Origin of the sequence: Lacticaseibacillus suibinensis, assembly GCF_003946175.1 — a bacterium.
Classification (GTDB): Bacteria; Bacillota; Bacilli; order Lactobacillales; family Lactobacillaceae; genus Lacticaseibacillus; species Lacticaseibacillus suibinensis.
On record NZ_RHOK01000021.1, the window covers coordinates 1 to 12949 of the forward strand.

The following is a 12949-nucleotide window of genomic DNA, read 5'->3' on the forward strand; positions in this document are numbered from 1 at the left end:
AAGCAGTCCAATCCGCACTGAACCATCGTCCCAGACGTATTCTGAACTATCTTCGCCCATGCGATTACTACCGATGCATGGCGTAACAGCCTAGACCACTATCAAGAATTCGTTATCATCGTTGCACTTGACTTGAAAATTGAGGGAAAATTTATTTTTTAAAGATGATTGTTTTAGGCTACTTCTTTTCGTTATACTAGTACATGTAGAGAACAGAAGACGGGCACTAAAGAAGGAGCTGGCAATTATGATCATCTTATACGTGTCACCAAGCTGCACCTCATGCCGTAAAGCCCGGGCCTGGTTGCAAGAGAATAACATACCATTTGAGGAACGTAATATCTTTTCAGCCCCTTTGAATGGCATGGAAGTTAAACATCTCCTGAGTATGACTGAAGACGGGACGGAAGAGATTATTTCCACTCGGTCCAAGATTTTTCAGGAGTTAGGCATCAAGATTGATGAGCTTTCGGTCTCTCATTTAATCAATTTGATTGTGCAATACCCCGGGTTATTGCGGCGGCCAATTATCATGGATGATAAGCGGCTGCAAGTTGGTTACAACGAAGATGAAATTCGCCGCTTCCTGCCTCGCACCGTGCGCGCCTTGGAACTGCAACAGGCGCAGCTACTCGCAGGGTTTTGAGCAGACGAATGACCGCTGGGAAACCGGTCCTCGGCAAGCACGCCGCCATGCTCGCCGAGGGCCGGTTTCCTTTTTTGGGTGTTAGACTTTCCATTTCATCGCCGGTGATTAAGTAGAAGAGCTGGCAACTCTTTTAGCCAGCACATGCTAAGCCAGGAGCGCGCCGAATAGAGATGAACGTAAACGGCCTCATTTCGCAGCCTAGTCGCGCTGCGTGGTGCCAACGCCGGAGTGGCTAGCTACGCTCAAGGCCTCGCCGTCAAAAAACGACGGCAATGCCTTGAGCTAGGCTACCCATTCGGCTAAAGGCGGCGCCACTCCGCAGCCTAATCGCGCTACATGAGGCCAACGCCTGAGCGATTAGCTACGCACCAAGCCTCGCCATCAAAAAACGATGGCAATGCTTGGCGCTAGGCTACTCGTCAGGCTAAAGGCGGCGCCACTCCGCTGCCTGATTGTGTTGCATTCTCTAAGATTATGGCGTAGAATGCCGTGGCGATGATAAAATCTGCTATACTGTGGGTTAAACCAGTGTTGCAGCAAAGTGAGGTGCAGTCATCATGGAAATGGAACGCATTAACGATAATACGATCCGCGTATTGCTCGGCAACGAAGATTTGGCCGAGCGCGGCATCACCGTGCTTGACCTGCTCGGGAATCACAAACAAATCGAATCCTTCTTTTACAGCATTCTAGATGAGGTCGATCAGGACCACAGCTTTGCTGAAGACGCCGCCGTGACGTTTCAAGTGATGCCGAGCCAATCTGGCCTTGAGCTTTTGATTTCGCGCAGCAAAGATGAGAATAACGACGAAGCGGATGGCACCGATGCAGACGAAGACAATGCTAATGTGCCTGACTTCATTCGCCAGCAGCTGAATGAATTAGACGATGATGACGACGAGGCGGTTGACGAAGGCGGCTTTATCGACGCGAAAGCGGCTGATCAGACCGAAGTGGTCATTCGCCTGGCTTCATTTGAAGACTTCATCAGCCTGGCCCAGGCACTGCGGCTTGAAGGCGCGGCGAGCGACTTATATACCTACCAGGATCGCTACTACCTCGTGCTGACCTTCTATGCCAACAAGGTAGCGCCAAGTGAAATTCGCGACCAAACCGCGGTGGCGGTCGAATTTGGCGACAAGGTCAACTTATCCAGCGATGTGTTGTCTGAATACGGCAAGCTGTTGATGCCAACCAGCGCGCTTGAAACAGGACGTTATTACTTCAAAAAATAAACCAGCGGCCGGACTACGAATTGGCGTAGTCCGGCCTGTTTTATGCCCAATCCGCTAGGCTTTAGTTGACGGCTGGCGGGAAATTGTGGTTCGATAAAGTTAAAGGTGTCAATTAATTGGCAGTAGGAGGTTCGGCTATGGCGAAACAGCTTCGTTTTACCAGCGTCTTTGATATTATCGGTCCCGTGATGGTGGGGCCCAGCAGCTCGCATACCGCTGGCGCCGCACGAATCGGCAAGGTGGTGCGCAATATTTTTGGCGAAACGCCGGAGCGGGTGGACATTTACCTGTATGAATCGTTTGCCAAAACTTATCGCGGCCACGGCACGGATATTGCGCTGGTGGGAGGTTTGCTGGGCATGGCGCCTGATGATGCGCGGTTGCCGGACTCCCTGAAAATCGCGCATGAGCAGGGCATCCATGTCACTTTTATCCCGAAAAATGATAAAGTCGACCATCCCAACACGGCGCGCATCTCGCTGAGCAAAGGCGAGCGGTCGATGACGGTCACAGGCGTCTCGATCGGCGGCGGGAACATTCAAATCTCAGAAATTAATGGCTTTAAGCTGTCGCTGAGCATGGGCACGCCGACGTTCATTACGGTGCATCAAGATGTGCCAGGCATGATTGCGGCGGTGACTGACATTTTCAGTAGCGCTCATGTCAACATCGGCACCATGACTGTGACGCGTGAGGCCAAAGGTGAAAAAGCCATCATGATCATCGAAGTCGATGATCGCAAGCCGAAATTAGCCGACCAGTTGCGCCAGCTACCGCATGTCGATAACGTCACATATTTCGAGTAGGAGGGTGCGCATGTTTTATACAGTTAAAGAACTGGTGGCGCAAGCCGAGCATTTCGACAGTGTGGCTGCCTTAATGATTCAGACAGAAAGTGAAACCAGTGGACGCACCCCGGATCAGATTCGCGCGTTGATGGGGCGCAATCTGGACGTCATGGCCGATTCCATTGCCGAAGGCATTGCTGGGGTGAAGTCAGTCACGGGTTTGACCGGCGGCGATGCCAAGCGGCTGGATGCTTATTTGGCGAGTGGTCGCAGTTTGCTGGGGCCGGTGGCGCTGGCCGCGGTGCGCAATGCCGTCGCGGTGAATGAAGTGAACGCCAAAATGGGCCTGATTTGCGCAACGCCAACCGCCGGCAGTGCTGGTGTGGTGGCGGGCACCTTGATGGCCGTGCGCGAGCCGCTAAAGTTGACCCGTGATCAGCAAATTGATTACCTGTTCACTGCTGGTGCCTTTGGCCTAGTGATTGCCAATAATGCTGGGATTGCAGGAGCTGAAGGCGGCTGCCAGGCGGAAGTCGGATCGGCGGCGGCGATGGCCGCAGCGGCTCTGGTGTGCGCGCAAGGGGGCACGGCGGATATGGCGGCGCAAGCAGTTGCCATCACTATTGCCAACTTAATGGGCCTGGTCTGCGATCCGGTGGCAGGCTTGGTTGAAGTGCCGTGCGTGAAGCGCAATGCGATGGGCGCGGCTCAAGCCTTGACCTCAGCTGACATGGCGCTGGCCGGCGTGCGGACCGTCATTCCACCAGATGAGGTCATTGGGGCGATGAATCAAGTCGGCCAGCAAATGCCAAGCGCCTTCAAGGAAACCGCGGAAGGCGGGCTGGCCGTGACGCCAACCGGTCGCCGCATTCGCAAACGTATTTTTGGGGATGACTAAGCGCTTAAGCCACCATCAGCCGAGGCCTGAAAAAAGCGCCGTCCACCTTGCACTGGCAAGGTGGACGGCGCTTTTGCTCTACTTGACGGCGAGTGCGGCTAGGGCCGCCACGCCAGCCGCTTTAGCGGCGATGATCAGACTGTCCTCATTGAGCAGAAAATCAGGACTATGATGCGGGTGCGCCTTGCCATCAGGGACCGCGCAGCCGATATAAAAGAAGAGGCTCGGTTTTGCTTGGGCGTAGTAGGCAAAATCTTCAGACGGGTCTTGCGGACCGCAGTCGAAGATGTCGTTGACTTCTGGAATCGCGGCCGCCTTGAGCGCTGCCACGGTGCTGGCCGTGAGCGTGGGGTCGTTGACCAAGACGGGATAATTATCATCATAATCCAAGTCTGCCTTGACCCCGAACATCGCTTCAATGCCGCCGATGATTTGCTCAATGGCGGCACGGACCGTTTTCCGCGTGGCCTCTTTCATCACCCGGACATCGCCTTTCAAGGTGACGCTTTGCTTGATGGCATTGTAGCTACCAACCCCATCGAATGAGCCAATGGTGACACTGGCGGTATCGAAGGGATCGATGCGGCGTGAGACCACGGTTTGCAGCGCGGTGACAAAATAGCTCCCCGCCACAATCGCATCGTTGGCTAATTGCGGCATTGAGGCGTGGCCGCCTTTGCCAGTGAAAGTCAGGGTGAAGTTAGAGCGGCCGGTTTGCGTCTCGCCAGCATGGTAGCCAATCGAACCGGTGGGCATACTGGACATCACATGCAGCCCCAGCACCTGATCGATGTTGGTTAACACGCCAGCTTCAATCATGCCTTTGGCGCCACCTGGGGACACTTCTTCGGCGGGCTGGTGAATGATGCGAATGCTGCCTTTGAGCTGGGCTTTCAAGGCATTCAGCTCGCGGGCTAAGACCAGCAGATACGCGGTGTGGCCATCGTGACCGCAAGCGTGCATCACACCGGGATTTTGCGAAGCGAAAGGCAAGTCATTCTCCTCTTGCACCGCCAAGGCGTCGAAGTCCGCGCGCAGGGCAATGTGCGGGCCTGGGTGCCCAGAGTCGATGTCAATGGCGAGGCCATAGCCCTCGCCGTAAGGCATCGGCGTGAGTCCGAGCTTGAGGTAAAAATCGCGAATATAGGCCGCGGTTGTTTTTTCTTTGAATGAGACTTCTGGATGTTCATGTAAGTGGCGCCGAATCCCGATAATTTCGGCCTGGCTGGCCTCTAGCCGCGTCATTAGGGTTTCTTGTACAGTCATAGCAGTACCCCTTTCTTTGAATTAGTTCTAAGGACTGCCTCAAGCTTACGCCAATGAAGAGCCTGAATGCACATAAAAAGGGGTGTCTGTCACACCCCGAGTGAAGTCGCTTAACTTGGCTGTGAAGTTACAGCGTTTTGAGCTGGCCCTGGAAATCGGCAATCGTATTTTTGCCTTTGGCCGCCATTTCAGCCGTCAATTCTTTGCTGAGCCGGTCGAAGACGCCGATGCCTTCCGTGGCTAAAATGCTGCCAACCGAAACAAGACTGGCCCCGCACAAAATCAGCTCATAGGCATCGCGGCCAGTGGTCACGCCACCGGTACCAATGATGGCAATCTCTGGGCGCAACCGCTGGCGGAAGGCGCGCACGTTGGCCAGCGCAATTGGCTTGGCGTACTGACCGCCAATCCCGCCGAACCCGCCTTTAGGTTTGATCAGCACTGTATCCGTTGCTGGGTCGATGAACAGCCCATTACCTAGGCTGTTGATGGAGTTGATGAACTGAAGCGGAAAATCATTCAAAATCGCCGCGACTTCATCGAATTGCGCGAGGTCAAAGTAAGGCGGCAGCTTGACGCCGGCAGGTTTCGTGAAAATGGCAAAAATCGCCTGCAAAATGTTGCGGGTCGTGTCAAAGTCGTAAGCAATCTGCGGCTTACCAGGGACATTCGGGCAGCTTAGGTTGAATTCAGTCAGGCCGGTGAAGGCAGAATCCTCAATCTTTTGCGCTAGCACTGGGAAGTCTTCCGGCTTCATACCGGCGACGGACAGAAAAATCGGTTGGTCGGGATGCTTGGCCTGAAAGGCGATGGCATAGTCGAGATAATAATCGATGCCTTGATTAGGGAGGCCCATCGAATTGATGGTCCCTAATTGCAGCGGCGCAAACCGCGGTTCCGGATTGCCTGCGCGTGCTTCCAAGGTGCCAGTTTTGGTCACCAAGGTGCCGGCACTACTGGCGGCGACTTCATCAAGTTCCTGGCTGGTCATACAATGAACCCCGCTGGCATTCATAAAGACGTTAGCGAAGTGATAATGACCAAGCTGCGTTTGCAAATTTACCAAGATTAGCGCTCCTTTTCGATTGACTCCGACAGATAATCTCTGCTTATTTAACCACAAAAAGTGGGAAATGGCTATGTCACGACAGGTTGCGCAGCTCGCCGCACGGCGCATCAGTGAGCTTCATCGTTCGCATAAAAATAGCCGACAGGGCGTCGACTAGCTCAATGAATTCAAAAATAAAGCCGCAATCGCGATACCGGCTGCCGCTAATGTCAGTCGTTTGGACCATTTTGGATCATGGCCCCGGAGCATCACCACCAGCCAGGCAATCAAACCGCCGGCTGCGACCACGATGCCACCAAGAAACAACCCCAGCGTGATCCGACCGATCATGACGTTGGCTCCATGCCAGTTAAGTGGGCAAGCTGGCCGGCCATGCGCTTGATTTCATCGGGTGGTGCTTGCGGTAAGGTAAAATGCATCATCATTTGATGGGGATCGAAATCTTCAGTGACGCTGACCAACGAATAAAACACATTCGGGTCATCAGTGTCAGGGATGGTATTGAGGGTATAGGCCTTCAAGGCAGCCGCATTTTTGGGTAAGGACTGAAGAAAGGAGGCTAAAACGCGGTAGGCGTAGTAAACCGTTTCTTGATAAGTAACGCCTTGCGCCGTGAGCTGGGGAATATTAACGAATTGAATCGTGTAACCATGGGCATTTTTCTCGTTGCGGGCCGCAAAGAAATAACGGCGCGTGGCCTTCGCCATAAAATCGCATCCTCTCATCTTGATTTCATTATAACATGGTTAGAGTCTATCGCAATGCACTTTTCAATCTCTCATTTTCATAATCAATCCCGACTTTCACGGTTTTTTTGCGGCCCGCGCTTGCAAAATTCTAGTGGCGCCGGTATACTGAATCGTGTTGTTGCGGTTGTAGTTTAGTGGTAAAACTTCAGCTTCCCAAGCTGACGTCGCGAGTTCGATTCTCGTCAACCGCTGCAAGGCTGGTGCGGAGGCGTACCAGCTTTTTTATCGGCATGGAGAAAGAGGACGGCACCCAGACGTTTTCAGTGAGACTGCGGGCAGTGTGAGCAGTTAGCGACAGGGGCCTGCGCGCTTTTGAGCCTAATTGAATCAATTGAGTGGACATTATTGTCAACAAGAGTGGTACCGCGGGGAAACTCGTCTCTTTCAAAGTGAATTTGAAAGTGACGAGTTTTTTTGTAGAAAGGATGAATGAACATGGATTTTAAACAACAAGTCGTTGACGCCTTGCATCAGGCCATTGGCGATCAACTCACGCCAGTGGAAATTTCGAATTTGGTGGAAACGCCTAAAACTAACGCCATGGGGGACTACGCCTTCCCGACCTTTGCCTTGGCGAAGGTGTTCCGCAAGGCGCCCAAGCTAATTGCAACTGATCTGGTGGCTCAAATCGACGCCACGCCGTTTGAAAAAGTTGAAGCCGTGGGCGGCTATGTCAACTTCTTTCTCGATAAAATCAGTTTTGCGCACAGCATTTTAACCACCATCGCGGCTGACCCAACCCATTATGGTGACCAAACTTTGGGTACCGGGAATGTACCAATCGACATGTCTAGTCCTAACATTGCCAAGCCCATGAGCATGGGCCATTTGCGGTCCACTGTGATTGGGAACGCTTTGGCCAACATCCTGAAGAAAACCGGCTACAGCCCCATCAAAATCAATCACTTAGGCGATTGGGGCACGCAATTCGGGAAGCTGATTGTGGCCTACCGCAAGTGGGGTTCTGAAGCCGATGTGAAGAAGGACCCAATTCACTACCTCGTGCAATACTACGTCCGATTCCACGAAGAAGCGGAAAAGCATCCCGAATTGGACGACGAGGCGCGGCAAGTCTTCAAACAGCTGGAAGACGGCGACCAAGAAGTTTACAAGCTGTGGTCCTGGTTCCGCGAAGAATCCCTGAAAGAATTCAACCGTATCTATGCCGAACTCGGCATCGAATTTGATTCTTACAAAGGCGAAGCGTTCTACAACGATAAGATGGACGCGGTGACCGATGAACTTGAAGCCAAGGGGCTGCTCAAGGAAAGCCAAGGCGCCGAAATTGTTGACTTGACCAAGTACGATTTGAACCCGGCCTTGATTCGCAAATCCGACGGCGCCACGCTCTATATGACGCGGGATTTGGCGGCGGCGATTTACCGGCATGACAATTACAACTTCGTCCAAAGTCTGTACGTGGTCGGCAATGAACAACGCGAACACTTCCAGCAGCTGAAAGCCGTGCTGAAGGAAATGGGTGATGATTGGGCCGATAATATTCACCACATTCCATTTGGCTTGATTACCTCTGGTGGCAAGAAGCTGTCCACCCGCAAAGGCAATATCATTTTGCTGGAGCAGGTGCTTAAAGACGCCGTGGGCTTGGCCAAAGCGCAAATTGCCGAGAAGCATCCGGATCTGGCCAATGCTGACCAGGTGGCCCATGAAGTCGGGGTGGGCGCGGTGATTTTCCATGACTTGAAGAACGAACGGTTGGACAACTTCGACTTCAACTTGGAAGAAGTCGTGCGGTTTGAAGGCGAAACCGGCCCTTACGTTCAGTACACCAATGCGCGGGCCAACAGCATCTTAAAGAAGAGCAGTCAAGACCCGGCCGCTGAAGTGGCGTTGACGGATCCCGCGGCTTGGCCAGTCCTTAAGGCCTTGGCCGACTATCCGGCGGTGATTGCGCGGGCGCTCCAGGCCTACGAACCTTCCGTGATTGCCAAGTACGCGTTGAAGCTCGCCAAGGCGTTCAATCAATATTACGCGAATGTCAAAGTCTTGGTTGACGACGCCGAATTACCGGCGCGGTTGGCCATGGTTCAAGCAGTGTCGACCGTGCTAACGGATGCTTTGCATCTGCTGGGCGTTGGTGCGCCAGCCGAAATGTAACCAAGGAGGCAGCGAAGATGAATAAGACAGAGCGGCAAAGCTTAATGGCCAAAATCATTAACCAAAAGCCGATTGGCACTCAAGAGGAGCTGCTGGCTGAATTGAAGCGCGCCGGGATTGACGCGACCCAAGCCACGATTTCCCGCGACATCCGCGAAATGCGGGTGGTGAAGGCGCAAGATGCGACAGGCAATCTGCGGTACACCGTTTTTCGCGGCGATTCCGCTTCCCAACTGGAGCGCCTCAGTAATTCCGTGCAAGAGGTGGGTTTGTCGATTACGCAGGTGCAATTCATGAATGTCATCAAGACGCTGCCTTCGAATGGTAATTTGATGGCTGCCATCATTGACGGCATCAGCTTTCCTCAAGTCGTTGGTACGATTGCTGGGCATGACACCATTGTGGTCATCAGCCCTGATGTTGAAAGCGCCCAGTGGTTCAATGCCGCCTATCATCGCGCGTTTGTCGATTAAACAAGAAGACGCTTGCCACGGTGGCAAGCGTCTTCTTGTTGCGGTTAAAAAGGGGCGGCGGCAGTGGCCGTCAGCGGCTTGCCAGTGAGGGGCTGCCGCCACGTCAACTTGGTCGCATGGAGCATCAGCCGCTCAGCCGGCGCTGTGGGGCCATACAAAGGGTCGCCGATAATCGGATAGCCAATCGCGGCCAAATGTACGCGTAGCTGGTGGGTGCGGCCTGTGCCCAGGGTCAGCAGGACCCGGCTGGTGGTGGCAGTTTCCTCCAGCCGTTCAAAATGCGTGAAGGCTGGCAAGCCGTCCGCCCGCACCATGCGTTTGCGTTTGTCGTTGGGGTCTAAGCCGAGGGGCAAGCTGATGTCGCCGCTGGCGGCAATGCCGCGGGGCACTAAGGCTTGGTAGCTGCGGGCCATGGTTTTAGTCGCCAATTGCTGATTCAAGATAGCCTGACTTAAGGGGTCTTTGGCAATCAACATTAAGCCGCTGGTGGCCATATCCAGCCGATGGGTGATGTAAGCCGGCTTGGGCGCCAAATAACCGGCAACCAGATTCATCAACGTCCCGGTTTCGTCAGGTTGGTTGGGATGCGGCTTCATGCCTGCCGGTTTGACCACCACGATCACGTTGGCATCTTCATACGCGATAGCCAGCTTGCTGAGTTCAGGCTGGTACAGCGGTGCTGGGGCGACAAACCGCAAAGTGACCGGCTCCCCAGCCAGGACCGGCTGATTGAAGGGCCGATACCGGCCGGCAATCAGTACCCCTTCAGTCAGACGCAGATGGGCTTGCCACTTTTTGGGCAGCCGAAGGGCGGTGAGGAGCGCGCGCACACTGGGCTGCGCTGACGCAAGTAAGTGAAACTCGAATTCTGGCATGACAGCTCCTTATAGAAATTCTAAAATCGGACGGAAGGCGGACAGAGCGCTGGGTAGGATATGCTAAAATAATCACAGCTATGACGCAGTTGCGTCATTTTTTTGAGAAAGGGGGCAGCATCATGGCAAATAGCGACTCCGCCTTTAAAACGGCGATGGGCAAAACCTGGCAGGCGATTAAGTGGTTCTTTCGCCGCTTTCAAGTGATCCGCTGGGTCATTTTCCTTGGCTTGCTGGCTACCTTACTGCTCTCCACCTGGTTTACTTACAAAGCCAAGACCGCGAATGTGCAAGAAATCAAAAGCACCATGCTCACCAAAACCACTTATTACGACAACAAAAATCAAGTGGCAGGCACGTTCTATGGGCAAAAAGGGACCTATGTTGATCTCGATCACATTTCCGTTAACGTCCAAAACGCTGTGATTGCGACGGAAGACCGTAGCTTTTATTCCAACTGGGGCTTTGACATCAAGGGCATTTTGCGGGCGTTGGTGCATCTCGTCATTAACCGCGGTCAAATCACCGGGGGCGGGTCCACCATTACCCAGCAACTGGCGAAAAATACGTTGCTCTCGCAAAAGCAAACCTTCCTGCGCAAAGGCCAAGAAATCTTCCTAGCGGTGCAACTGACTCGAGTTTACTCTAAAAAAGACATCTTGACGATGTACCTTAACAACGCCTATTTCGGCAATGGGGTCTGGGGGGTCGAGGACGCCTCCAAGCGGTACTTCGGCAAATCCGCCTCGGCCTTGACCGTCGGCGAAGGCGCGACGCTCGCCGCGATGCTGCGTAGCCCCAGTTTTTATAATCCAATCGATCACATGGATAACGCCATTTCCCGGCGTAATTTGGTGCTCAGTTTGGAGCAAGAAACCGGTAAGCTGACCGCCGCGCAAGTGAGCGCGGCGAAGAATACCGGGCTGACCTTGAAAGATACCTATACCGCTGATAATCAGCAAAAGTATCCTTATTTTGTTGATGCGGTAATCACCGAAGCCTACAAGGAAGACGGCATCAGTCAAGACGACATTGTCAATAAAGGCTACCGCATCTACACGACCTTAGATACCACCTATCAAACCAAGATGCAGGCCGCTTTTGACGCCGGCTATGTTTTCCCAAGCAATGCCGCAGATGGCACTAAGCCGCAAGCCGCTTCGGTGGCGGTTGATCCCAACACCGGTGGGGTGCTAGCCGTGGTCGGCTCGCGCGGGCCGCATGTGTACTTAGGCTTCAACTACGCCACGCAGCTGCAGCGGCAGCCTGGCTCGACGTTAAAGCCGCTGATGGCTTACACGCCGGCGCTAGAAAATGGCTATTCGTACGACAGCGAACTCACTGACAAAAAACTCAGTTACGGCAAAGATCATTACACACCAACCAACGAAGACGGCATTTACCGTGGCCAGATGCCAATGTATCAGGCGCTCGCGCTTTCAACCAACGCACCGGCAGTTTGGTTGATGGACAAAATTGGCCTGAGCAAAGGGGTAGCCAGCCTTTCCCGCTTTGGCTTAACCCTTGCGGATAAGGATAAGGTCCAGCTGGGCTCGGTGCTTGGCGGCATCTCCACCGGTTATTCACCACTGCAACTGGCGCGGGCCTATGCGGCGTTCGCTAGTGGTGGCACGCTCCCAGAAACGCATTTCATTCGCAAAATTGTGGATGCGACTGGCCGCACCGTGGTGGACAATGAACCCACGAGCAAACGCATCATGAAAAAGTCGGTCGCCACTGAAATGACCAGCATGATGATCGGGGTGTACAACGAAGGTACCGGGGTCTACGCGAAACCATATGGCTACACCATCGCCGGGAAAACCGGGACCGTTGAAACGCCAGCAACTTGGGGCAACGGCAAAGGCGCCGAGGACTCTTGGGCGATTGGCTACACGCCAGATATCGTGGTTGCCACCTGGACCGGCTTTGCCAATACCAATGCCAGTCACTACCTCCAGCAGGGACAAGGCGCTTCCAAGTTGTTCAAACTCGAAATGAGCAATATCTTGCCAAACACGCCGCAAACGAAATTCAACACCACCGACGCCAAAGCCCGCGCCACCCTCCAGACCCCAACCACCAGCGACGGCGGCGACGTCTGGTCCAATATCCAAAGCGGCATCCAAAACGGCGTTGAACAAGCTAAGGACACGGTTTCGAATTGGTTCAGCGGCCTCAAGGGGATGTTTAATTGATCGTGACCGTGCGTCATTCCTATGGCCAGCCAGAGGATTTTCGACAGTTGCCAGCGCGGGGTCAAGCAAGCACTCGACCCGACCGGATGATCAACTCTACAGTGAATGACAATTGCCCAAACCACCGTAGGCAGGTACAATGGGTAGACGAAGGCGCTTGCGCCGGTTCATAAAAATTGAAAGAGGTGCCTCATGGCAAACGTTTACGATACCGCTAATCAACTGGCTGCTGATCTGAAGCAAAGCCAACAGTTCCAAGACCTGAAAAAGAGCTACGACATGCTCAAGCTTGATCCAGTTGGTTTTGCCCTGTTCCAACAATTCCAAAACCTGCAAATGACGTTGCAACAAAAGCAAATGCAAGGCCAGGAAATCAGCCAAGATGATGTGAAGCCGCTTCAGGACCTGTCCGAAAAGATGCAGAACATCGACGCCATCAAGGACTTGATGGCCAAAGAACAGGGCTTGTCCACGGTGATGGATGACATCAATCGCATCATTGCCCAACCGATTAGCGAAATCTATCAAGGCGAAGGCGCAGACACGCCAGCAGAAAAATAATCAACAAGCAAGAAGCGTCCAGGGCGGCGCTTCTTTTGCTTTGGCGCCGAGACTGGTACACTAAAGGCAA

At 53.5% G+C, this 12949-nt stretch carries 13 protein-coding genes and 1 tRNA gene; 9 read left to right on the forward strand and 5 right to left on the reverse strand.

The window, feature by feature from the left end:
* The first annotated feature begins 247 nt into the window (after window positions 1-247).
* From spxA to sdaAA, 4 genes are all read left to right on the forward strand, one after another.
* Window positions 248-646 carry a transcriptional regulator SpxA gene (gene spxA / locus EKM90_RS10175; protein WP_125582277.1) on the forward strand — a complete coding sequence of 133 codons (399 nt, stop codon included), beginning with the start codon at window positions 248-250 and terminating at the stop codon, window positions 644-646.
* Window positions 647-1206: 560 nt separating this feature from the next.
* Complete coding sequence (locus tag EKM90_RS10180) at window positions 1207-1884, forward strand: adaptor protein MecA (protein ID WP_125582279.1); 678 nt, start codon at window positions 1207-1209, stop codon at window positions 1882-1884.
* Window positions 1885-2021: 137 nt separating this feature from the next.
* Window positions 2022-2690 (forward strand): L-serine ammonia-lyase, iron-sulfur-dependent subunit beta, encoded by a 669-nt coding sequence (sdaAB, locus tag EKM90_RS10185; protein ID WP_125582281.1) that lies wholly within the window; start codon window positions 2022-2024, stop codon window positions 2688-2690.
* 10 nt (window positions 2691-2700) lie between these two features.
* On the forward strand, window positions 2701-3570 hold the full coding sequence (gene sdaAA, locus EKM90_RS10190; protein ID WP_125582283.1) for an L-serine ammonia-lyase, iron-sulfur-dependent, subunit alpha: 870 nt from the start codon (window positions 2701-2703) through the stop codon (window positions 3568-3570).
* Between the two features lie 78 nt (window positions 3571-3648).
* Here the strand turns inward: sdaAA and EKM90_RS10195 are convergent, their stop codons facing one another.
* The 4 genes from EKM90_RS10195 to EKM90_RS10205 all read right to left on the reverse strand — a co-directional run bounded on the left by EKM90_RS10195 (window position 3649) and on the right by EKM90_RS10205 (window position 6612).
* Complete coding sequence (locus EKM90_RS10195; protein WP_125582285.1) at window positions 3649-4836, reverse strand: amidohydrolase; 1188 nt, start codon at window positions 4834-4836, stop codon at window positions 3649-3651.
* Between the two features lie 127 nt (window positions 4837-4963).
* Window positions 4964-5902, reverse strand: coding sequence for a dihydroorotate oxidase (locus EKM90_RS10200; RefSeq protein WP_125582287.1), 939 nt, complete (start codon window positions 5900-5902; stop codon window positions 4964-4966).
* Between the two features lie 156 nt (window positions 5903-6058).
* Window positions 6059-6235 (reverse strand): hypothetical protein, encoded by a 177-nt coding sequence (locus EKM90_RS12865; protein ID WP_164507945.1) that lies wholly within the window; start codon window positions 6233-6235, stop codon window positions 6059-6061.
* Window positions 6232-6612 (reverse strand): hypothetical protein, encoded by a 381-nt coding sequence (locus EKM90_RS10205; protein WP_125582289.1) that lies wholly within the window; start codon window positions 6610-6612, stop codon window positions 6232-6234. Before EKM90_RS10205 ends, EKM90_RS12865 begins: the two co-directional genes overlap by 4 nt.
* Before the next feature lie 162 nt (window positions 6613-6774).
* Between EKM90_RS10205 and EKM90_RS10210 the strand changes: the two genes are divergently transcribed.
* From EKM90_RS10210 to EKM90_RS10220, 3 genes are all read left to right on the forward strand, one after another.
* Window positions 6775-6845 (forward strand) — tRNA-Gly (locus EKM90_RS10210).
* Window positions 6846-7089: 244 nt separating this feature from the next.
* Window positions 7090-8772: an arginine--tRNA ligase gene (argS, locus tag EKM90_RS10215; RefSeq protein WP_125582291.1), complete on the forward strand. Its 1683-nt coding sequence runs from the start codon at window positions 7090-7092 to the stop codon at window positions 8770-8772.
* Between the two features lie 17 nt (window positions 8773-8789).
* Window positions 8790-9245: an arginine repressor gene (locus tag EKM90_RS10220; protein WP_125582293.1), complete on the forward strand. Its 456-nt coding sequence runs from the start codon at window positions 8790-8792 to the stop codon at window positions 9243-9245.
* A 44-nt stretch (window positions 9246-9289) separates the two neighbouring features.
* Here EKM90_RS10220 and EKM90_RS10225 read toward each other — a convergent pair whose 3' ends face one another.
* Window positions 9290-10120, reverse strand: coding sequence for an RluA family pseudouridine synthase (locus EKM90_RS10225; protein ID WP_125582295.1), 831 nt, complete (start codon window positions 10118-10120; stop codon window positions 9290-9292).
* Between the two features lie 122 nt (window positions 10121-10242).
* Here EKM90_RS10225 and EKM90_RS10230 point away from each other — a divergent pair, with 122 nt between their 5' ends.
* Both EKM90_RS10230 and EKM90_RS10235 read left to right on the forward strand, forming a co-directional pair.
* Complete coding sequence (locus EKM90_RS10230) at window positions 10243-12318, forward strand: PBP1A family penicillin-binding protein (protein WP_125582297.1); 2076 nt, start codon at window positions 10243-10245, stop codon at window positions 12316-12318.
* 192 nt (window positions 12319-12510) lie between these two features.
* Window positions 12511-12879 carry a YlbF family regulator gene (locus EKM90_RS10235; RefSeq protein ID WP_125582299.1) on the forward strand — a complete coding sequence of 123 codons (369 nt, stop codon included), beginning with the start codon at window positions 12511-12513 and terminating at the stop codon, window positions 12877-12879.
* The last annotated feature ends 70 nt before the right edge of the window (window positions 12880-12949 follow it).